This window comes from Ruegeria sp. BHSA162 (assembly GCF_059613385.1).
Map to the genome: position 1 here is coordinate 1 of NZ_JBXWSK010000045.1, position 21,076 is coordinate 21,076.

24 protein-coding genes are annotated in these 21,076 nt (G+C 62.4%); 11 read left to right on the forward strand and 13 right to left on the reverse strand.

Annotated features, from left to right (window positions below):
• The 6 genes from AC2FM5_RS12900 to AC2FM5_RS12925 form a co-directional block, all read left to right on the forward strand.
• Positions 1–605 (forward strand): SDR family oxidoreductase (locus AC2FM5_RS12900; RefSeq protein WP_496736026.1); only part of this gene is annotated, 605 nt, incomplete at its 5' end.
• 2 nt (positions 606–607) lie between these two features.
• Positions 608–1,720 (forward strand): YhaZ family DNA alkylation repair protein, encoded by a 1,113-nt coding sequence (locus AC2FM5_RS12905; protein ID WP_496736054.1) that lies wholly within the window; start codon positions 608–610, stop codon positions 1,718–1,720.
• A gap of 86 nt (positions 1,721–1,806) precedes the next feature.
• Positions 1,807–2,892, forward strand: a complete 1,086-nt coding sequence (locus AC2FM5_RS12910; RefSeq protein WP_496736028.1) for an ABC transporter ATP-binding protein — start codon at positions 1,807–1,809, stop codon at positions 2,890–2,892.
• A 123-nt stretch (positions 2,893–3,015) separates the two neighbouring features.
• Entirely contained in the window at positions 3,016–3,798 is a 783-nt protein-coding gene (gene surE / locus AC2FM5_RS12915; RefSeq protein WP_170442932.1) for a 5'/3'-nucleotidase SurE, read from the forward strand.
• Positions 3,795–4,445 (forward strand): protein-L-isoaspartate(D-aspartate) O-methyltransferase, encoded by a 651-nt coding sequence (locus AC2FM5_RS12920; protein ID WP_170338827.1) that lies wholly within the window; start codon positions 3,795–3,797, stop codon positions 4,443–4,445. Before surE ends, AC2FM5_RS12920 begins: the two co-directional genes overlap by 4 nt.
• Before the next feature lie 63 nt (positions 4,446–4,508).
• Positions 4,509–5,660: a LysM peptidoglycan-binding domain-containing protein gene (locus tag AC2FM5_RS12925; RefSeq protein ID WP_496736031.1), complete on the forward strand. Its 1,152-nt coding sequence runs from the start codon at positions 4,509–4,511 to the stop codon at positions 5,658–5,660.
• Between the two features lie 43 nt (positions 5,661–5,703).
• Here the strand turns inward: AC2FM5_RS12925 and AC2FM5_RS12930 are convergent, their stop codons facing one another.
• Together AC2FM5_RS12930 and AC2FM5_RS12935 are read right to left on the reverse strand one after the other, a co-directional pair.
• On the reverse strand, positions 5,704–6,375 hold the full coding sequence (locus AC2FM5_RS12930; protein WP_496736033.1) for a helix-turn-helix transcriptional regulator: 672 nt from the start codon (positions 6,373–6,375) through the stop codon (positions 5,704–5,706).
• 21 nt (positions 6,376–6,396) lie between these two features.
• Positions 6,397–6,702, reverse strand: a complete 306-nt coding sequence (locus AC2FM5_RS12935; protein WP_149774521.1) for a hypothetical protein — start codon at positions 6,700–6,702, stop codon at positions 6,397–6,399.
• Between the two features lie 228 nt (positions 6,703–6,930).
• Here AC2FM5_RS12935 and AC2FM5_RS12940 point away from each other — a divergent pair, with 228 nt between their 5' ends.
• The 4 genes from AC2FM5_RS12940 to AC2FM5_RS12955 all read left to right on the forward strand — a co-directional run bounded on the left by AC2FM5_RS12940 (position 6,931) and on the right by AC2FM5_RS12955 (position 9,465).
• Entirely contained in the window at positions 6,931–7,161 is a 231-nt protein-coding gene (locus AC2FM5_RS12940; RefSeq protein ID WP_370797612.1) for a twin-arginine translocase TatA/TatE family subunit, read from the forward strand.
• A gap of 6 nt (positions 7,162–7,167) precedes the next feature.
• Positions 7,168–7,626, forward strand: a complete 459-nt coding sequence (gene tatB / locus AC2FM5_RS12945; protein ID WP_496736035.1) for a Sec-independent protein translocase protein TatB — start codon at positions 7,168–7,170, stop codon at positions 7,624–7,626.
• Positions 7,623–8,507 carry a twin-arginine translocase subunit TatC gene (tatC, locus tag AC2FM5_RS12950; RefSeq protein ID WP_093962260.1) on the forward strand — a complete coding sequence of 295 codons (885 nt, stop codon included), beginning with the start codon at positions 7,623–7,625 and terminating at the stop codon, positions 8,505–8,507. The genes tatB and tatC overlap by 4 nt, the downstream gene beginning before the upstream one ends.
• A 115-nt stretch (positions 8,508–8,622) precedes the next feature.
• Entirely contained in the window at positions 8,623–9,465 is an 843-nt protein-coding gene (locus AC2FM5_RS12955; protein ID WP_093962259.1) for an ATP-binding protein, read from the forward strand.
• A 57-nt stretch (positions 9,466–9,522) separates the two neighbouring features.
• Here AC2FM5_RS12955 and AC2FM5_RS12960 read toward each other — a convergent pair whose 3' ends face one another.
• From AC2FM5_RS12960 to AC2FM5_RS12990, 7 genes are all read right to left on the reverse strand, one after another.
• Positions 9,523–10,170 (reverse strand): SDR family NAD(P)-dependent oxidoreductase, encoded by a 648-nt coding sequence (locus AC2FM5_RS12960; protein WP_170390334.1) that lies wholly within the window; start codon positions 10,168–10,170, stop codon positions 9,523–9,525.
• A gap of 42 nt (positions 10,171–10,212) precedes the next feature.
• Positions 10,213–10,461, reverse strand: a complete 249-nt coding sequence (locus tag AC2FM5_RS12965; RefSeq protein WP_093962257.1) for a hypothetical protein — start codon at positions 10,459–10,461, stop codon at positions 10,213–10,215.
• Positions 10,462–10,645: 184 nt separating this feature from the next.
• The gene (gene purF, locus AC2FM5_RS12970) at positions 10,646–12,106 is read right to left on the reverse strand and encodes an amidophosphoribosyltransferase (protein ID WP_170402710.1); all 1,461 of its coding nucleotides are present in this window, start codon (positions 12,104–12,106) and stop codon (positions 10,646–10,648) included.
• Positions 12,107–12,603: 497 nt separating this feature from the next.
• A complete protein-coding gene (locus AC2FM5_RS12975) occupies positions 12,604–13,173 on the reverse strand; it encodes a CvpA family protein (RefSeq protein WP_093962256.1) in 570 nt (189 codons plus the stop codon).
• Positions 13,174–13,213: 40 nt separating this feature from the next.
• Positions 13,214–14,578 (reverse strand): DNA repair protein RadA, encoded by a 1,365-nt coding sequence (gene radA / locus AC2FM5_RS12980; protein WP_170358987.1) that lies wholly within the window; start codon positions 14,576–14,578, stop codon positions 13,214–13,216.
• 133 nt (positions 14,579–14,711) lie between these two features.
• On the reverse strand, positions 14,712–15,494 hold the full coding sequence (locus tag AC2FM5_RS12985; protein ID WP_170372443.1) for a kinetochore Spc7 family protein: 783 nt from the start codon (positions 15,492–15,494) through the stop codon (positions 14,712–14,714).
• A 149-nt stretch (positions 15,495–15,643) separates the two neighbouring features.
• Positions 15,644–16,096 (reverse strand): paraquat-inducible protein A, encoded by a 453-nt coding sequence (locus AC2FM5_RS12990; RefSeq protein ID WP_170338849.1) that lies wholly within the window; start codon positions 16,094–16,096, stop codon positions 15,644–15,646.
• Between the two features lie 106 nt (positions 16,097–16,202).
• Here AC2FM5_RS12990 and AC2FM5_RS12995 point away from each other — a divergent pair, with 106 nt between their 5' ends.
• Positions 16,203–16,625 (forward strand): acyl-CoA thioesterase, encoded by a 423-nt coding sequence (locus AC2FM5_RS12995; RefSeq protein WP_496736041.1) that lies wholly within the window; start codon positions 16,203–16,205, stop codon positions 16,623–16,625.
• A 2-nt stretch (positions 16,626–16,627) separates the two neighbouring features.
• Here the strand turns inward: AC2FM5_RS12995 and AC2FM5_RS13000 are convergent, their stop codons facing one another.
• The 4 genes from AC2FM5_RS13000 to AC2FM5_RS13015 form a co-directional block, all read right to left on the reverse strand.
• Positions 16,628–17,374 carry an ABC transporter ATP-binding protein gene (locus AC2FM5_RS13000; protein ID WP_170370572.1) on the reverse strand — a complete coding sequence of 249 codons (747 nt, stop codon included), beginning with the start codon at positions 17,372–17,374 and terminating at the stop codon, positions 16,628–16,630.
• Entirely contained in the window at positions 17,371–18,153 is a 783-nt protein-coding gene (locus AC2FM5_RS13005) for an MlaE family ABC transporter permease (RefSeq protein ID WP_170458891.1), read from the reverse strand. Before AC2FM5_RS13005 ends, AC2FM5_RS13000 begins: the two co-directional genes overlap by 4 nt.
• Positions 18,150–19,184 carry an alanine racemase gene (gene alr, locus AC2FM5_RS13010; protein ID WP_480633166.1) on the reverse strand — a complete coding sequence of 345 codons (1,035 nt, stop codon included), beginning with the start codon at positions 19,182–19,184 and terminating at the stop codon, positions 18,150–18,152. The genes AC2FM5_RS13005 and alr overlap by 4 nt, the downstream gene beginning before the upstream one ends.
• Positions 19,185–19,415: 231 nt before the next feature.
• A complete protein-coding gene (locus AC2FM5_RS13015; protein ID WP_170338856.1) occupies positions 19,416–20,906 on the reverse strand; it encodes a replicative DNA helicase in 1,491 nt (496 codons plus the stop codon).
• Positions 20,907–21,076 lie beyond the last annotated feature (170 nt).

Sequence of the window (21,076 nt, forward strand, 5' to 3'; positions counted from 1 at the left end):
TGCAGACCGTGGCCTGCGATGTGACCACCCCCGAAGGCCAGGCGCAGGTGATCGAGGCCGCGCAGGGCGTTGATATCCTTGTGACAAACGCCGGTGGCCCGCCGCCGGGCCTGTGGTCGGACTGGGACCGCGAGGATTTCATCAAGGCGCTGGATGCCAACATGCTGACGCCGATCGCCTTAATGAAGGCGCTGTTGCCGTCAATGATGGACAAGGGTTGGGGCCGGGTGGTGAACATCACCTCGCAATCTGTGCGGGCGCCCATCGCGGTGCTGGGCCTGTCGAACGCTGCGCGCACGGGGCTGACCGGCTATGTGGCCGGAACCGCGCGGCAGGTTGCGCCCTACGGCGTGACCATCAACAACCTGTTGCCCGGCATTCATGCCACCGACCGGGCGGACTCGCTGGATGCCGGGGTTTCGGCGCAGAAGGGCATCTCGCTGGACGAGGCACGGGCCGAGCGCGCGGCCACGATCCCGGCGCGGCGCTATGGTACGCGGCAGGAATTCGGCGCGACTTGCGCGTTTCTGTGCTCGCAACATGCCGGGTTCATCGTGGGGCAGAACATCCTGCTGGATGGTGGCGCGACCAACCTGACGATGTGACCGTGGCGCAGGGGTTTTCGCTGAAGGATCAGCTGTTCAACGCGGAAAAGGCCCGTTACCTGGCCGGCCTGTTCACGCAGGCCGACCCCGGTTTTGACGGTGAGTCGTTCGAGGCTCGGGTCATGTCGCGCCTACCGGAGCTGGAGCTGAAGCAGCGGATCGCGTGGATTGCCGATTGTTTGCAGACGGCCTTTCCCGGCGCGCTGCCCGACGTGGCCCCGGTGATCCTGCGCGCCTTGCCGCCGCCTTTGGATCCGACCCTGAGCGATGATGATTTCGGTGACTTCATCTTTGCCCCATTGGGTGAGTGGGTGGCGCAGGTCGGCGCGGACCATCCCGACGTGGCGCTGGATGTGCTTGCAGAGATCACTCAGCGATTTTCGATGGAATGGGCGATCCGGCCTTTTCTGAACAGTCATCCCAATCTGGTGCTGGATCGGATGCAGGACTGGTGCGGGCATTCCAGCTATCACGTCCGGCGGCTGGTCTCCGAAGGCACGCGCCCACGGCTGCCCTGGGGGCAGGCGGTCGGGCTGGACCTGAGGGACCCGCTGCCGCTGCTGGATCGGTTGCACTCGGATCCGACGCGCTATGTCACGCGGTCGGTGGCGAACCATCTCAACGACATCACCAAGAAAGACCCCGACTTGGCATTGAACCGCCTGAAGGCGTGGGATGCCTCGGGCGCGCAGGAGGCCGGCGAGATGCGGTGGATCACCGCACACGCGCTGCGCGGGCTGGTCAAGTCCGGCCATGACGGGGCGATGGCGCTGCTGGGCTACGATCCCGACGCACCTCTGGAGGTGGATGTTGCGGTGAATGGCGAGGCCCGCATCGGCGGGGTTCTGGAGTTCGCCGTCTCGGTATCAGGCCCCGGTGATCATCCGGTCTTGATTGACTATATCGTGCATTTTCAGCGACCTGGCGGGAAAATCTCACCTAAGGTTCACAAGCTCAAGCAGGCCAATCTGTCAGATGGCCGCCTGCGGCTGAGCAAGCGTCACAAACTCAAGGGCGACGCCACCACGTTTCGGCTGGTTCCGGGGCCGCACAGGCTTGAGATTCAGGTCAATGGCAAGGTCCGCGCGGGCGTGCCGTTCGAGTTGCTAGCCTAGCGCCTCTCTTGCGCCCGATGGGCGGGGTTGTTATCCCGGCGCAAGCCCGATGAAATTGATCGGGAAAAGGCAATTGGGGTCCGTCGGTGGCAATCAACACAGCTCCTCCGCGATTGGAAATCCGCAATCTGGTCTGCCGGTTCGGCGGGCGCACGGTGGTGGATGATGTCTCGCTGACCGTTCAGGCGGGGCAGGTGACCTGTCTGCTGGGCCCGTCGGGGTGCGGCAAATCCACTACGTTGCGGATGATTGCCGGCGTCGAAATGCAGGACTCGGGCGAAATCTACGTCGATGGCAAGTTGGTCTGTGACACGGTGTTCAGGGTGCCGCCGGAACGTCGCGAGATCGGACTGATGTTCCAGGATTTCGCTTTGTTTCCGCACCTCAGCGTGGCCGACAACGTGGCTTTTGGCCTGAAGGGGGCCAAAGAGCAAAAACGGGAACGTGTCGAAGAGTTGCTGAGAAAGGTCGACCTGATCCGCCATATCGACGGGTTTCCGCATCAACTGTCAGGGGGCGAGCAGCAGCGGGTCGCGCTGGCCCGAGCGTTGGCGCCGCGTCCGCGGATCATGCTGATGGACGAGCCGTTTTCTGGCCTGGACAACCGTCTGCGCGACGGCATCCGCGACGAGACCCTCGCCATCCTCAAGGAAGAGGACGCCGCCGTGCTGCTGGTCACGCACGAGCCCGAAGAAGCGATGCGCATGGCCGACGAGATTGCACTGATGCGCCGCGGCAAGATCGTGCAGCAGGGCGCGCCCTACAATGTCTACACCCGACCCGTAGACAAGGCTGCCGTGGCATTTTTTAGTGATGTCAATGTGTTGCATTCCCAGGTGAATGGAGCATTGGCGCAAACGCCATTTGGTCAATTCCTGGCGCCGGGCGTTCCCGATGGCACGGACGTCGAAATCGTTTTCCGCCCTCAGCATGTGCGGCTGGACTTTGATCGCAACGGCAAGGGACCGCTGCCGACGGCGACCGATGGTGTTGCGGCCCGCGGCGTGGTCGAGCGCGCTCGCTTTCTGGGCAACGAAAGCCTGATCGAGTTTCGGATGGACTATGACGGCTCGATCCTCAAGGCGACCGTTCCGAACGTGTTCGTGCCCAATCCGGGCCGGGTGATGTGGTTGACCATCCGGCGGGATCGCTGCTTCGTTTTTCCAGCCTAGACGCCGCAACCGGTCGATTTCCCGGCGAGTGGTGCGCGAATGCCGCAGAATGCGCCGGGGCATCGCTTGCCGCATCCTTTGGGGCCGTCTATCAAGGGCGAAACGCGGGGGCACAGGCAGGCAATGCGCATACTTCTGACAAATGACGACGGGATCAACGCCCCAGGCCTGATCGCGCTCGAGGCGATTGCTGCGGATGTGGCCGGCCCGGATGGTGAGGTCTGGATCGTGGCTCCGGCTTTCGAACAGTCAGGGGTCGGGCATTGCATCAGCTATACCCATCCCATGATGGTGGCCAAACTGGGCGAGCGTCGTTACGCGGCCGAAGGGTCGCCGGCCGATTGCGTACTGGCCGGGCTTCATGACGTGATGAAGGACGCGCGACCTGATCTGGTTCTTTCAGGCGTGAACCGGGGCAACAATTCGGCCGAGAACACTTTGTACTCAGGCACGATCGGCGGCGCGATGGAGGCCGCACTTCAGGGCATTCCGGCGATCGCCTTGTCGCAGTACTTTGGCCCGCGCAATCTTGGGCTGGAAGACCCGTTCGAGGCCGCCACGCGGTTCGGAGCGGACCTGGTACGACGCATTCTTGAGGCCGATCCGCCCGCGCAGGAAGACTACCGCCTGTTTTACAACGTGAATTTCCCTCCGGTGCCTGCCGAAGAAGTTCTTGGCACCCGCGTGGTGCGTCAGGGATTCCGACGCGACACGCATTTTGGGGTGGAACCGCACAGCTCGCCCTCGGGCCGCCGTTTCCTGTGGATCAAGGGGGGCTATCAGCACAACCCGACGGCTCCGGGAACGGATGCTGCGGCGAACCTGGACGGCTATATCTCGGTCACGCCGATGCGGGCCGACCTGACCGCCGATGATGCGCTGGAGGCGTTGAAGACGATCGAATGACCGGACTGGACCCCGAAACCAAGATGCAGTTCCTGTTCGCCCTGCGGTCTCGCGGGGTGACGGATGCGCGTGTTCTGGACGCGATGGAGCAGATCGACCGCGGCAAGTTCGTGCGCGGCCTGTTCGCCGAGCGTGCCTACGAGGACACGCCGCTGCCGATTGCATGCGGCCAGACGATCAGCCAGCCCTCGGTCGTAGGTCTGATGACGCAGGCGCTGCAGGTCACGCCGCGCGACAAGGTGCTCGAGGTGGGGACGGGTTCGGGGTATCAGGCTGCGGTGCTGTCCAAGCTGGCGCGGCGGGTCTACACCGTGGAACGCCACAAGCGTCTGGTACGCGAAACCGGAGAGCTGTTTCGAGAGTTGGGGCTGACGAATATCACGGCGATGCTGTCGGATGGATCTTTCGGGTTGCCCGAACAGGCTCCTTTTGACCGCATCATCGTCACCGCCGCGGCCGAGGACCCGCCGGGCCCGCTCTTGGCGCAGCTCAAAATCGGCGGTATCATGGTCTTGCCCGTTGGGCAGTCGGATGCGGTTCAGACTCTAATACGGGTCACCAGAACCGAGACCGGGCTGGAATATGACGAACTGTTGCCTGTTCGGTTCGTGCCCTTGCTGGAAGGGCTTGGAAAGGACGAGGCGTAACGTAGGTTTAGGAATTGGGCGCCAGAACCCCGGCAAACAGGGGCAGGTGTTGAGGACAGTGATATGAGAGCAGTTTCCAAGTCAGTCTTGGGTCGTGGAACAACGGCGATGGTGGCCGCGCTGGTGCTTGCCGGTTGCGAAGGCCCGCTGGATTACGACCTGCGCGGTCAGGTCGGCGGTTTTTCGACCACTCCGGCCGCACAATCAGCCACCACGAACCGGCCGGCGCCGGACAGCCGTGGCGTGATCACCTATCCGACATATCAGGTTGCCGTCGCGCAACGGGGTGACAACGTCGCCGCCGTGGCTGCGCGGGTTGGTCTGCCCGAGGCCGAGCTGGCCCGGTTCAACGGTCTCAAGCCCACCGACCAGCTGCGCGAGGGCGAAGTGCTGGCCTTGCCACGGTCCGTCGGCGCCGGAGCGGGGAAGGTCGATATCGCCTCGATCGCCACGACCGCGATTGATCAGGCGCCGGACACGGGCGGCGTGCGGGTCACGAACCTTGAGCCGGCCAAACCGGCACCCGTCACCTCGACGGACGAGCCGATCCGGCACAAGGTCAAGCGGGGTGAGACGGCCTATACCATTTCGCGCCTGTACCAGGTTCCGGTCGATGCGCTGGCTGAATGGAACGGTTTGGGTTCGGACTTCGCCGTGCGCGAAGGGCAGTTTCTTCTGATCCCCGTCAAGAATCAGGCTGCACCGCGCCAAGCTGCCGCCGCAGCGCCCACGGCGACCACCGAACCGGGGCAGGGATCGCCCACCCCGACGCCGCCCAGTGCAACGCAGCCGTTGCCGGACGAAAAAGTTGCGCCGTTGACGCCCGCTCCGGACGTGACGGCCGAGGCCCCGACGAATTCCAGCTCGTCAGCCTTGGCTCTGCCGGTAACCGGCAAGATCATTCGCCCGTATGCCAAAGGCAAGAACGAAGGGATCGACATCGCCGGTTCGCCCGGTGCATCGGTCAAGGCGGCCGAAGCCGGTACCGTGGCGGCCATTACGGCGGATGCGGATCAGATCCCGATCATCGTCGTCAAGCACACCAACGATTTGCTGACGGTCTACGCGAATGTCGAGAACATCTCGGTCAAGAAGGGCGACCGGGTCAGCCGCGGCCAGAGCATTGCCAAGCTGCGCGGGGGTGAGAACGCCTATGTGCACTTCGAGGTACGCAAAGGGTTCGAGTCCGTCGACCCCGAAACCTATCTGCGCTGAGGGTCTGAGCGCCGTTCCAAGTAGCCTTGCGCGAAAAACGGGATCAGGCGGTCGGGTTGTAGTCAGCCAGCCGCTTTCCGGGCTCGTCCGCAAATATCTCGGGCAGCGGTGTGACGCTTTCGATCAGGTCGATGCGGAACACGCGGAAGGCGTCGCGCAGCTCGCACCAGGCGGTCAGGGTCCAGACCCGGCCCCAGTATTCCATGTGCAAGGGGCGGATCGTGCGTTCGGTCAGGGTTCCGTCGATTCGCCGGTAGGTCAGCCGCAGCTTCTGGCGCGATTTGATGGCCGCCCGGATCGGAGCCATATGCGCCAGCCCGCGCGCGGCATCGGCAAAGGGGTAGATGGCGAATTTCCACGCATCCGCCTCGGCCACCACCTGGGTGGGCAGTACCGCGTCGATCTTGGCGGCCAGCGACTCGGCGGCGGCTTTCAGGTCGGGGTCGGCGGCCTCGGCCACGATCGCCATGCCGAGGTTCAGGGCCTCAAGCTCGGCCGGGGTGAGGTTCAGCGGGGGCAGGGTGATCTGCTCGCGCACCATGTATCCCACGCCGCGTTCGCCCTCGACCGGGACGCCAGACGCCACCAGCGTGTCCATGTCGCGATAGATGGTGCGGACCGAAACCTCGAGCTGGTCCGCGATGTCCTGCGCGCGGTGCAGTTTGCCGTCGCGCAGGATCTGGATGATGTCGAACAGGCGGTCAGTGCGGCGCATGACACGCCGTCCGGACCGCGATCAGGCGGTCATGTTCCATAGCACTTTCTCGTGACGCATCTGGATGCTGGCGGGGTCGATGGCCGCCATCAGACCGGCGGCAAAATCCTGCTGCGGGAACTGCGCGGCGGCGTCCTGCGCGGCCTTCATGTCGGTCCAGATGACATAATCGGTCCAGCGGCCATCCTCGCCCTGGCTCAGCTGTCGGTGGGCAAAGCCCGGGGCCGCGCGCACAAAGGCCTCGGTCGTCTGGCTGAGCCTGACGAACTCCTCCGGCGTGGTGCCATCGGCGAGGGTGAAGGTGACGATTTCAGCAACATGGGTCATGTGAGTCTCCGTTGACCAGGTTTCGATGCCCTGTTCCTAGTCGCCTGCAACTGACATAAACCTGTCAGTTGGAAATTGCCAGCCCGCAAAAACCACCTGAGCAGCGCGGATTTGAACGCGGATTTGACTTGCGTCACTTTTTTCGACGGCCCGGTGGGCGTAGACACAGCACTAGAAAACATTGCCGGCGCGTGGCGCCGACGAACAAGGAGAAGAGACATGCCGATGATGATGAACCCGATGGTGTTGACGAATGTGCCGCCCGTTGGTTGGCTGTTGATCGCAATTGTTGTGCTGGTGCTGTTTGGACGCGGCAAGATCAGCTCTCTCATGGGAGAGGTTGGTAAAGGCATAACTTCCTTCAAAAAAGGTGTAAGAGAGGGGTCCGAAGAGTTGGAAAAGGACGCGTCCGAACTGGCCAAGGATGTCACGCCCGAGTCCGACAAAGACAAGGTCTAATCGTCCATGTTTGATCTGGGCTTTACCGAACTCTTGGTCATCGGCATCGTTGCCCTGATCGTGGTCGGCCCAAAGGACTTGCCTGTTCTGTTTCGCAATGTCGGACGGTTCGTCGGCAAGGCCCGCGGTATGGCGCGCGAATTCTCAAGCGCCATGAACGAGGCGGCCGACCAAACGGGCGTGAGCGACATCAAGAAGGATCTGGAAGCCGCAACCAACCCGATGGACAACGCGATGGACAGCGTCAAGCAGGCGGCCCAGGACATGGCCAAGAGCATGGACCCGACCAAGTTCGACCCCGACAGCGAAACCGGCAAACTGGCCGCTGAGCGGGCCGAGCAAGCCAAGAAAATACAGGCCTCGACCGCACGCGCCGCTGCGGAACGCAAGGCGAAAGAAGCTGCGGACGCGCTGGCCAAGGCCGAAGAGGCCGAAGCTGCGCTAAACACTGAAAGTAAAACATGACCAAGACCGACGAGATCGAGGATTCCTCAGCGCCATTGATCGAGCATTTGGCGGAATTACGCACACGTTTGATCCATTGCGTAGCGGCATTTGTCGTTGGAATGTTCTTGTGTTTTGCGATTGCGACACCGATATTTAACTTCCTGACCGCTCCGCTCTGCGCCGCGTTGTCCGAGCGTGGTCAGGATTGCGGTCTGATTTTTATTTCGCCTCAGGAAGGGTTCTTTGTCGCCATCAAGGTCTCGTTGTTTGGAGGCTTCATTTTGGCCTTCCCCTATATAGGTATGCAACTTTGGCGGTTTGTGGCCCCGGGGCTGTATCGATCGGAAAAGAACGCATTTCTGCCCTTTATGCTTGCGTCGCCCTTCATGTTCCTGCTGGGTGCGAGTTTTGCCTTCTATATTGTCACCCCACTAGCCTATGATTTCTTCCTTAGCTTTCAGCAATTCAGCGCCGAAGGAGAAGCCGTCGTCGATGGCGAAACAGGGGCACCGCTGAGCGTGGTGTTCCAGGGATCGGCGCAGGAATATCTGAACCTGACGATCAAGTTCATTGTGGCATTCGGTCTGTGCTTCCAGCTGCCGGTTCTGCTGACGCTGATGGGCAAGGCCGGGCTGGTCAGCGCCGAAGGTTTGGGCGCGGTGCGCAAATATGCCGTGGTGGGCATTCTGGTCCTGGCGGGAATCGTGACCCCGCCGGACGTGATCACCCAGATCATCCTGTTCGTTGTGGTCTATGGCCTGTACGAGATTTCGATCTTCCTGGTGGCCCGGGTCGAGAGAAAGCGTGAAGAACAGCTGCGCGAGGAGGGCTATTACGACGATGAAGAAGCCGCCGATGATGCGATGATGAACGAGTTTGACGCAGAAGACGGCAAATAAACCCGACAAGTAAACGGGGAAGGGCGTGCCTTGACGGGTGCGCCCTTTCTTCATGCGGGTCTTGTTGGCGGCCCGTGAACGTGGTTGAAATCGGCCGCAAGACTTCGGAGGACCCATGGACGACCAAGCCCTGAACCGCATCGCCGACGCGTTGGAACGCATGGCCCCGGCGCCGCTGGCCGCGCCTGATTTCTCGGCGGCGCCGGCCTTTGTCTGGCATGTCGCGCCCGACCGGCTGGAGCCGGTGCATCATGTCAACCGCGTCGATCTGGATCTGCTGGTGGGCATCAACCGGTCGCGCGATACGCTGCTGGACAACACGCGCCGCTTCGCGGCCGGGTACAAGGCCAACAACGCGCTTTTGTGGGGGGCGCGCGGAATGGGCAAGTCCAGCCTCGTCAAGGCGGTGCACGGCACCCTTCAGCCCGAGTTTCCCGACCTGAAGCTGGTCGAGCTTCAGCGCGAGGACATGGGCTCGGTCGCGCGGTTGCTGAACCACCTGCGCGCCGCACCTTACCGGTTCATCCTGTTCTGCGACGACCTGTCGTTCAGCCATGACGACCAGCACTACAAATCGCTGAAGGCCGTGCTGGACGGCGGGATCGAGGGCCGGCCCGAAAACGTGGTGTTCTATGCCACGTCAAACCGCCGCCACCTGATGCCGCGCGACATGATCGAGAACGAGCGCTCGAGCGCGATCAACCCGTCCGAGGCGGTCGAGGAAAAGGTTTCGCTGTCCGACCGGTTCGGCCTGTGGCTGGGGTTCCACCCCTGCGATCAGGACGAATACCTTGCGATGATCGACCGGTATTGCGCGGCCTATGGCGTCAGCGTCGATGCCGACGTACTGCGGGCCGAGGCGATCGAATGGCAGGCCACGCGCGGCGCGCGTTCGGGCCGGGTGGCGTGGCAGTTCTTTGTCGATCTGGCGGGCCGGCAGGGCGTTCACATCGAATGAAAACGGCGCCCGCTTGGGGCGCCGCAACATCTTTCCCGTCGGTCTGACCGAAAGGTCTCAGCCCAGCATGGACAGCAGGCGCGCTGCCTCGTCCGAGGGGCTGGCCAGCTTCGACCGGTCCTCACCGGGGAAGAAACGCGCGCGTAGGGCTGTGGCCATCGGCCTGGGCTGCAACACATGAACCTTCGGCCCGGTGCGGACGGTTTCGGCGGCCCAGCTGCGCGCCATGGCGATCTGCGCGGCCTTGGTTGCGCCGTAGGTGGCGCAGAACTTCTCGCCGGCACGCGGGTCGTCAAAGAATACGGCCTGTCCAGCCTCACCCAGCAAGGGCGCGACATAGGGGATCAGCACCGAAGTTGCCGAGGCGTTCACGTCCACGGACTTTTGCCAATCCTTGGGGTCGATGAAATTTGCGGGCGTCAGCGGTGCGGTGTGGATGGCCGTATGCAGCCACAGGTCCAGCTTGCCCCAGCGGTCATGGATGCCCCGGCACAGCGTGGCCATGGCATTGGGGTCGGCGATGTCCATCGGCGCCAGGGTGGCCGCGCCCCCTTTGGCCTTGATGCGGTCATCCAGGTCTTCCAGCCCGCCGGTGGTGCGGGCAACGGCGACGATGTGATACTCGGGCGCCAGCGCCTCGGCCAGAGCGGCACCAAGGCCGCGCGACGCGCCGGTGACAAGTGCGATTTTGATCTGATCGGTCATGCGCGGGGTTTGAACCCAAGCGCGCAGCCCGTCAAGCCCGGATCAGCTTCCGGGGATGGCGATGCGCTGGGTCCGGCCGCTTTGTCGCAGCATGATGCCGTCTTTGTCGATGGCCACGATCGTGCCCGAACCAAAGCGGCTGCCTGTCTTGACCTCTTTCACCCGTCCAGACGATGAGCGCATCAGGGCGCGCATGTCGTTCTGCGGGCCAAAGACGCCCAAGACGGTCGTACCATTCTTGCTGAGCGCGCCCTTTTGGGTGGCCGCGCTGTCGACTCTGGGATTTGCCATGTAAACTGGCCGGCCCGGTGGCCCGGCCTCCGTGTGATTGCGTGAGTGAGCAGCCGGTTGGCTAGCAGAGCCAAAGGGGAAGGAAAAGCCGGTGCAGCAGGTTTCGGCCATGTTTCGCCACGCCGATCCGGCCCATGAAAAAAGGGGCCCTGCGGCCCCTTGGAGAAGTCTCTGAATTTCGGCCTTATTCGGCCGCCGGTTGCATCTTGAACCCTTGTTCAACCATGTCCGCCGGAGTGACGGGATACTCGCCCGAGAAACATGCATCGCAGTATTGCGGGCAGTCCTTGCTGCGACCCTGCGATTCGCCGACCGCCCGGTACAGCCCGTCCAGCGAGATGAACTTGAGGCTATCGACCGCCAGATGCTTGGTCATTTCTTCCTCGGTCATCGTGGCGGCCAGCAGCTTTTCGCGCTGTGGCGTATCCACGCCGTAGAAACAGGGCCAGGCCGTGGGCGGCGAGGCGATGCGGAAATGCACCTCTTTCGCGCCGGCATCCAGGATCATTTCCTTGATCTTGCGGCTGGTCGTGCCGCGCACCACCGAGTCGTCGACCAGTATCACCCGCTTGCCCTCGATCAGGGCGCGGTTCACGTTCAGCTTGAGCCGCACGCCCATATTGCGGATCTGTTCGGTGGGTTCGATGAAGGTGCGGCCCATGTATTGGTTGCGGATGATCCCCATCGCATAGGGGATGCCCGACTCCAGCGAGTACCCAATGGCCGCGGGCGTACCGCTGTCTGGCACGGGGCAGACCAGGTCCGCGTCGACGGGGCTTTCCTTGGCCAACTCGCGCCCGATGGCTTCGCGTGTCTCATAGACCGAGCGTCCACCCAGAATCGAGTCTGGGCGCGAGAAGTAGACATGCTCGAAGATACAGAACTTGCTGGGTTGCCGGCGGAACGGGAAGTGGCTCTCAACACCGTTCTGGGCATTGATCACAACCATTTCGCCGGGCTCGATCTCGCGCAGGAATTCGGCACCGATGATGTCCAGGGCACAAGTTTCCGAGGCCAGGCACCAGCCATCGCCGATTTTGCCCAATACCAGCGGGCGTACACCCAAAGGATCGCGGACGCCGATCAGCTTGGTGCGGGTCATGGCGACCACCGAGAAGGCACCCTCGACCCGGCGCAGCGCGTCCTCCATCCGTTCGGGGATGTTGCGCTGTAGCGAGCGGGCCATCAGGTGGATGATGCATTCGCTGTCGGATGAGCTTTGGAAGATCGAGCCGCGCTCGATCAGCTCGCGCCGCAGGGCATTGGCGTTCGTGATGTTGCCATTGTGCGCAATCGCCGCGCCGCCCATCGAAAACTCGCCGAAGAACGGCTGTACGTCACGGATGGCGGTCTGGCCCTTGGACCCGGCCGTGGAATAGCGCACATGGCCGATCCCGATCGGTCCGGGCAGGCTTTCCATCACGTCGGACGAAGTGAAATTGTCGCGCACATAGCCAAATCGACGGGCCGAGTTGAAGCCGAGTTCGGGATCATGGGTGACGATCCCGCCGGCTTCCTGCCCGCGGTGCTGCAGGGCATGCAGACCAAGAGCAACGAAATTGGCGGCATCCTTGACGCCGACGACCCCGAAAATCCCGCATTCCTCGCGGAGCTTGTCATCATCGAACGGGTGGGCGGGGGGCATCTGCGGGCTATGCAAGACAGGCAGCTCCGATTCCATGGCGAGTTGGCCCTCACATAATGCCTAATGCCCCCCATGTCACCAAAGGATCATAATTCGTTTTGCCGCAGGCCGGGTTTCTGGTTTGATGGGGCCGCGAACATGAGTGTTTCCCGTGTTTTGAACGCGCTGCGTGGAATGATGCCGGCAGCATTTGACCGAGGGCAAAACAGGTATGTGGCAGGGACGACCGAGCCAGAAAAAGGACGAGCACGTCAAGCGCCGGTGCCATCGGTGCCGCGGAATGGGACGTGCACCTTGCCAGATATGCAACGGCAAGGGCGAAGTCCTGAAGGGTCGAGATCACTTGGGCAAGCCTCAGTTCAGCCGGTGCGACGGATGCTTTGGCCTGAAAACCAACCGCTGCTCGGTTTGTGGGGGCGAAGGGTTCGTCTGACCCTCTGACAAAAGAAAAGCCCGGCTTGCCGCCGGGCTGCTTCGTTTTGCTTGGCTGGTAGCTGTTACTGCCCCTGAGAATCCGCTGTGCAGGATGCAACAAGCTCTTCGTACTGGGTGGTCACCCAACCCAGGGCGGCCTCGGGGTTCTGCTCTTCGATCCTGTCGCTGAACTGCTCGAATACCTTGGCCGAGCGGCTTTCATCGACGATCGTGTAGGACTGGCCGGTCATCACGGTGTCGTAGACAAAGAAGGCGATGGCAACCAGCAGAATGCCGCGGGCGATGCCGAAGAAGAACCCCAGCGCCTGATCCAGCCCACCCAGCGCCGAGCGCTGTACCAGGGACGAGAACAACGGGGTGAAGATGCTGACCACGATCAGCGCAATGGCAAACACCGCGGCAAAGCCCGTAATCACCGACAATTCGCAGCTGTCACGCAAGAAGTCTCCGACCACCGGGATTTCCTTGACCAGCGGCACGGCTTGCGGTGCAAAGATGAAGGCCAGAACTGCGGCGGCGACCCAACCTGCAATGGCCATGACCTCGCGCATAAAGCCGCGCGAATAGGCCAGAATCCCCGACAGCACGATGATCAGGGCAACGAGCCCGTCAATTATTGTAAAACCTTCCATGGCCCTCGCCTGTTCTTTTTCTGCCCCTCGAGGCGCGACTTTAACCTGCTCCGAAGGTTTCGCCAACAAACCCAACCAAATCAGAGGGTCGGGTGAGTGTCAGACCTGCCACAGTACCGGTTTTGCCGCCTGCCGGAGCAATTGCTGCTGTGAAACCAAGTTTTTGCGCTTCTTTCAACCTGTTTTCGGTCTGCGGCGCTGGTCTAAGTGCCCCGGATAGCGAGATTTCTCCGAAAACCACGGTGTCGGCGGGCAGGGCGGTGTCCTCGCGCGCGCTCAGCAGGGCGGCAGCCACGGCAAGGTCGGCCGCGGGCTCGCTGATCTTCAGGCCCCCGGCCACGTTCAGATAGACGTCGAGCCCCGCAAAGGGGATGCCGCAGCGCGCTTCGAGCACGGCGAGGATCATCGCAAGCCGTCCGCTGTCCCAGCCGACGACCGTGCGGCGGGGCTGTGAATGGGGCGAGGGCGCGACCAGCGCCTGCAGTTCGACCAGAACCGGCCGCGTGCCCTCGATGCCTGCGAAAACCGCCGAGCCGGGGCTGGGTGTGCCGCGTTCCGACAGGAACAGGGCCGAAGGGTTGGTGACCTGTGCCAGACCCTTGCCCGTCATCTCGAACACGCCGATCTCGTCGGCGGGGCCAAAGCGGTTCTTGACCGCGCGCAGGATGCGGAACTGGTGGCCGCGCTCGCCCTCGAAATAGAGGACGGTATCGACCATGTGCTCGACCACGCGGGGGCCGGCGATCTGGCCTTCCTTGGTGACATGGCCGACCATTATGATGGACACGCCGTGGCGCTTGGCAAAGCTGGTCAGCTCGTGCGCGGCGGCGCGGACCTGACTGACTGATCCCGGTGCGCTGTCGACATTGTCCGCCCACATGGTCTGGATCGAGTCGATGATGGCAAGGCCGGGTTTCTCGGCCTCGAGCGTGGTGAGAATGTCGCGAAGGTTGGTCTCGGCCGCCAGTTGAACCGGCGCGTCCTCGAGCCCCAGACGGCGCGCGCGCATGCGAACCTGGGCGCTGGCTTCCTCGCCCGAGACATAGATGGTTTTCAGGCCCGACCGGGCAAAGCGCGCGGCGGCCTGCAACAGCAGGGTGGATTTGCCGATGCCCGGATCGCCGCCCACCAGCAGGGCCGAGGCAGGGACCAGCCCGCCGCCCAGGACACGGTCCAGTTCTTCGACACCGCAGACTGTGCGGGGCGGCGGGGCCTCCTCGGTGGAGAGGTCCGTCAGGGTGACGGCCTGGCCCCGTTTGCCGCCCAGCGATTTCTTGGCCGGGCCTGCCGACAATGGGGCCTCTTGAACTATGGTGTTCCACTCGCCACAGCCGTCGCAGCGGCCGGACCAGCGGGAATGCGAGGCGCCACAGGCCGAGCAGGTGAAAGTCGTCGTCTTTGCCATGGCGCAATTCGTGCCCGAGCTTGCGCGGTTCTTCAAGCCCTTCCGGTGTTCAATCCGGACTGACGGGCCGCGGCGTCAGGCCCGGGAGGGCCATCCTTCGCGGCTGATGCTGCCGCATCTGGTGAGTGAGTGGCTATTCGGCGGCGCGGGGCGGGGGCATGGCGATGACGCTCGATGCGGTCGGGTCGCTGTCGTCCGGCGGTGTCTGCAACTGGGCTGACAGCTCGGGCAAAAGCTCGAACAATTCTTCGCGCAGGCGGGCCAGTTGCGCCTTGGCGATGGACTCCTCGATCTCGATGTCGCGGGTCCATTGGCGCAATTCATGCTGTATGGTCTGGGCGTCTTCGATCCGTTGCTGGAACAGTTCGACCTCTTCCTGCCGCTGTTGCAGGAACGCCCGCGCTCGGGCGACTTTGGCCGCGCCGTAGGTTTCGGCCAGTTCGTGGCTGACCTGGCTCATCTGCGCAGCCAATTCAAGGATCTCGGGCTCCAGCGATTGCAGGTCGGGGTGATCACGCAGGAAGGCCATGCGTTCCTTGACCGCGTCAAACTCCGAGGCCAGCGCGAACACGCCGCTGCGGTCGGCCGCATGGGCGATCTGGTAGGCATCGACCACGTCCTGCATCTGCAGCGAGAACTTCCGATGCGCGTTTTCCAACGCCATCATGCGCGCGCTGGAGGGCAGATAGAAGGCGAGCATCAGAACCAGAGCGGTCAGGCCGATCTGGATGTAGACGCCGGCGTTCGGAATGTCCTGCCCGCCCAATCCAGCCTGCATCGTCAGCCAAGGCCAGACATTCACGGCGGCAAGCAGGGTGGCGGATACGGCAAACAGAGCGGCGGCGCAGATCAGGAAAAAAGTCAGTCGCAGGAATACGTTCTGGAAATGAATTGAAATCGAATGGAGGGCGGCCATGGCAGTCCTACTCCTTTTGAAACCGGCAAAACCGGGCCCGGGCGGAGTATCCATCAAACGTGCAAGACGGTCCGCGTCGGACCCTGAAACAAAAATGACTTGGCTGCTCGAATACTGGCCATCATAGCCAGAAATGCGTTTTCAATCAATCAGGTCCGGAGGTTTCGTGAACCAAGTTTCACTTCGGTAACGTATCCCAGCGCGATCGACGCAAGGATGCAGCCGGTGAAAAGGTACAGGCCCCACGCTGTTTCGATCGTTGCGTATGAGATGCCCTTGGCCAAGGTAATGTAGAGCGCGATGAGGAAGATATCGGCCATGGCCAGCTTGCCCATGATGTTCAGCGCGGGTTGGACACGCGGGTCCAGCAGGTCCCATTGGACCAGCGCGGTTCCGATGGTTTTGATGTACGGAGCGAACAGGGCAAAGACGGTGACGACCAGCGCGAGGAAGATGTCGGATTTCCAGAGGGATTGAAGGCCGGTGATGACGCTGATCTCGCTGAGGCCGAAGATCGGCAGCAGGCCCGCGCGCATCAGCGGGGCGAACCACGCGATGGGGTAGAGGATCAGGAGCGAGAGGGTGGCGAGGCGGAGGGTCATTATGCTTAAATCGTAGGGTTTATGGACGACGCTTTCTTCGACTGAATGATGTGATAACGTGTACAAGTGAAGTCATGTAAAGTCATTCGGCAAGGAGATAATTTCTATGCCCGCCTATTTGGCGTTCAAGTCGGTGGTTGATCCTTCCGATTGCGATTTCCTTGGGCACATGAATGTATCCAGGTATTTTGCAGCATGTTCAGATTCCGTTTTCGCCATGCAGGCAGAAATGGGTTTGACGGCAGACGATATGCGGAGCGGTAGGCGGCTTTCCTTCGCAGTGGTGAATATCAACAGCGACTTCCGGCAGGAACTTGGTTCGGGCGAAGCGATCCAAATGGAGAGCGAAATTCTGGAAATTGGAAAGAAATCCATGACTTTCCGCCACACGCTTAGAAAAGTAGCGGACGGTGAAACGGTTTTCGCCGCTGTGTTTAAATGTGTTTTGCTGAACTTGGAAACACGCCGGGCTGAGGTGTTGCCCGGTGATGTTTCAGAAAAAGCGAAACTGTGGATGGATGTAGAATAGACCTACCGCACCGCCTCAATCGGCCCTTCCGCACTCCCACTGATGAACTGTTCGACATAAGGATCGCCGGAGGAATCCATCTGGCTGACCGGTCCGGTCCACTGGATCACCCCGTCATGCAGCATCGCCACGTTGTCGGCAATCGCGCGGACGGAGCTCATGTCGTGCGTGATGGTCATTGCGGTGGCGCCCATTTCGGTCACGATCTCGCGGATCAGGTCATTGATGACGCCCGACATGATCGGGTCCAGCCCCGTAGTGGGTTCGTCGAAGAAAATGATCTCGGGTTCGGCGGCGATGGCGCGGGCCAGACCTACACGTTTCTGCATGCCGCCCGACAGTTCGGACGGGTAGAGATCTGCCACCTTGGCGCGCAGGCCCACGCGGCGCAGTTTCTCGATCGCGATTTCACGTGCCTCGTCCGTCGGTCGTTTCAGCGAGCCGCGCAGCAGGCGGAAGGCCACGTTCTGCCAGACGGGCAGCGAGTCAAACAGGGCCGCGCCTTGGAACAGCATCCCGAACCTGGCCAGAAAGGCGTCTCGGTCACCGGTCTGGGCGTCCTGCCCATCGACAAAAATCTTGCCGCTGTCGGGTTTGATCAGGCCAAGGATGCATTTCAGCGCCACGGATTTTCCGGTGCCCGAGCCACCGATGATCACCATGGACGTGCCTTTGGCAATCTCGAGGTTCATGCCCCTGAGCACTTGGTTGTCGCCAAAGGCCTTGTGTACGTTCTCCATCCGGATCATAGCGAGAAGAACACCCCCGTGAGAACGAAGTTGGCGGCAAGGATCAGCACAGCGGCGGCCTCGACCGAGCCCTTGGTTGCGCGGCCCACACCTTGCGCGCCGCGTCCCGAATGCATGCCGAAATAGCAGCCCATGATGGCCGCGATCACGCCGAACGCCGCTCCTTTGACCAGCGAGGACAGGATGTCGAGCGGCTCGAGGAAATCGACCGTGTTTTTCAGATAGGCTGCCGGGTTGAAGCCGAGGTTCTGCGTCGCCACGGCGTAGCCGCCCGCGATGCCGATGATGTCGCCCACGGCAACCAGAACAGGGACGGTGATCAATGCGGCCAGAACGCGCGGGGCCGCCAGGTATTTCATCGGGTGGGTCGACAGGGTGACCAGCGCGTCGATCTGCTCGGTCACTTTCATGGTGGCGATTTCAGCCGCGATCGACGAGGTGACGCGGGCTGCGATCATCAGGCCAACCATGACGGGACCCAGCTCGCGCACCATGCCGATGGCGACGATCTGGGGCACCACGGCCTCGGCGTTGAAACGCGCGCCGCCGGCATAGATCTGCAACGCCAGCGCCCCGCCGGTGAAAATGGTGGTCAGCCCCACCACCGGCAACGACAGCCAGCCGATGTTCAGCAGGGCCATGCCCAGTTCACGCGGGTAGAACGGCGGTCGAAAGATGTGTGACAGAGCATCCAATGCAAACAGCGCCACGCGGCCGAACGCCGCCAGCAGGTTCAGGACCGCGCGGCCCAGTTCGCCAAGCCATGCGAGTGGATTCATTCGACATAGCCCCGCGAATAGCGGCTGCCGAGTGAGGTCAGGATCTCGTACCCGATGGTGCCTGCGGCCTCGGCCAGGTCGTCCACCGTCTGATGGCCGTTCAGAATGCGCAGACGTTCGGGCGTGTGCGGTAGGTCGGTGACGTCGACGGTGATCAGATCCATCGAGATACGTCCGACGACGGGGCAGGGCAGGTCGCCGGCAAACGTGTCGATGCCGCCACCGATGGCGCGGTGCAGCCCGTCGGCATAGCCGGCGGCCACGGTTGCGATCCGCGAGGGGCGCCGGGCCTTCCACGTGTTGCCGTAGCCGACGGTTTCTCCGACTGCCAGGTCGCGCACCTGTATCACCGGCAGATCGACGGTGACCACAGGTTTGGCGCCCGCAAAGGGCAAGCCGCCATACAGGCCGATGCCGGGCCGACAGAAATCAAAGTGGAATTCCGGCCCCAGCAGCAGGCCACCGGTGGCCGCCAACGAACGCGGAGCCGATACGCCATCGGTCATCTCGCGGAAGGTTTTCAGCTGTTGCCGGTTCATGGGATGGTCCGGTTCGTCCGAACAGGCCAGGTGCGACATGACCACGACAGGGTTCAGCGCCTCGGTCCGGCTGCGCAGAGCGGCCCAGTCGGAAGGCTCCAGCCCGAGGCGGTTCATGCCACTGTCCAACTGAATCCCGAACGGATGGACCGGCAGCGCCTGCAGGTGGCGTTGGAATTGCTCGGGCGAGTTGATCAGCGGCACAAGGTCGTGATCGCGCAACAGGTCGGCGTCGCCCTCCATATGGCCTGAAAAGACGCAGATCAGCGGGCCGGGGCCAATCGCCTGACGGACGGCTGCACCTTCCTCGGCAACGGCGACAAAGAACTTGCGGACGCCTTCTTCGGCCAGCGTGTTGGCAACTGGTCCGGCGCCCAGACCATAGGCGTCGGCCTTGACCACGGCTCCGGTCTCGACATCGGTTTTTGCGTCCAGCGCCCGCCAGTTACTGGCCAGCGCATGAAGGTTGATCGTCAAACGTGCAGTACTCATGACCCGTTCATGACATTGCGCCGCACGAGGTCAAGGGGGAATGCGCTGCAAACGCGCGTAAAGTCCTTGCCATGGGCGGCTTGTAGCCGGGTTGCGCAGGTCCGGGCGGGCTTGAACGCGGGCAAGACAGCCTGCCAGCATTGTCCGCCTATCCGGGCCAAAACCGTTGGCTGATCCAGATCGTTCATCCGGCGCATTGGGCCGCGGCACATGGATTCGGGCCTGATGGGCTTAGTAGCCTTCGATCTGGCCACCCTGCTGCCAGGGTTTGACAAGGTTGCCAAATCGGGTGAACTGCGCCTCGAAGGACAGCTCGACCGTGCCGATGGGGCCGTGGCGCTGCTTGCCGACGATGACTTCGGCCTTGCCGTGCAGGCGCTCCATCGCCTGCTTCCACTCTTCCATCTTCTCCAGCTCGTGATCGCCGGGCTTTTCGCGCTCTTTGTAGTATTCCTCGCGGAACACGAACATCACCACGTCGGCGTCCTGCTCGATCGAGCCGGATTCGCGCAGGTCGGACAGCTGCGGGCGCTTGTCGTCGCGGTTTTCCACCTGACGCGACAACTGCGACAGGGCGATGACGGGAATATTAAGCTCTTTCGCGATGGCCTTCATGCCCATCGAGATCTCGGCGATCTCGTTCACGCGGTTGTCGGACATGCCGCGGCACAGCTGCAGATAGTCGATGACCAGCAGGTCCAGCCCATGCGTCCGCTTGAGCCGCCGCGCCCGGGCCGCCAATTGTGAGATCGGTAGAGCCGGTGTGTCGTCGATGTAAAGCGGACAGGCTTCCAGCGCTTTGGCCGCATCGACGAAACGGCGGAACTCGTCCTCGGTCATGTCGCCTTGACGGATCTTGTGGCTGGAAATTTCGGACGCCTCGGCCAGAACCCGTCCGGCCAGCTGCTCGGCGCTCATTTCCAGCGAGAAGAATCCGACGACGCCGCCGTCCACCGCACCCTCGGTGCCATCGGCGCGCTGACCCCGCTTATAGGCTTTGGCCACGTTGAACGCGATGTTGGTCGCCAGCGAGGTCTTACCCATCGACGGACGCCCGGCAAGGATGATCAGGTCCGACGGGTGCAACCCGCCCAGCTGTTTGTCCAGATCGACCAGCCCGGTCGAAATCCCGGCCATGCCGCCGCCGCGCTGATAGGCCTCGTTGGTGACATTCACCGCCTCGGTCACGGCCTTGAGGAAGGATTTGAACCCCTGTTCGGTCTGGCCCTGTTCGGACAGCTTGTAGAGCTTTTGCTCGGCCTCGACGATCTGTTCCTTGGGCTCACTGGCCACTTCGACCCGCGCGGCCTTGTCCGAGATGTCGCGACCAAGCCGGATCAGTTCGCGCCGGATCGCCAGATCATAGATCATCTGGGCATAGTCATGCACGGCGAAGGCGCTGATCGAGGCCCCGGCCAGCTTGACCAGATAGGCCGGGCCGCCGAGTTCCTTCAAACCCTCGTCCTCGGCCATGAAGGATTTCAGCGTCACCGGCGATGCCAGCGCGTTCTTGGCGATGCGCGCGGCGGCGACCTCATAGATGCGGGCATGGACCGGGTCATAGAAATGCTCGGGCCCGATGATCGAGGCGACCCGGTCATACAGGTCGTTGTTGGTCAGGATCGCGCCCAGAAGCTGCTGTTCGGCCTCGATGGAATGCGGCATGGTCTCGGCGTTCTGAATCTGCGCCGCTGCCTGCTCGATACTGCTGATCTCGTTCATTGCTGCTCTCGCTGTCCCCATGGGACAAAGGTCATATCGCGGCCCCGTGAGTCGGGGCAAATTGTATGTTTTCTGGGGATATGCTGTGCATATCTTCCGCTCCTGCATCTTGCCGCAGGGATCGGTCATTCGTCAACATCTTGTGGATAGGCAGCCAGGCTGACGGCCAG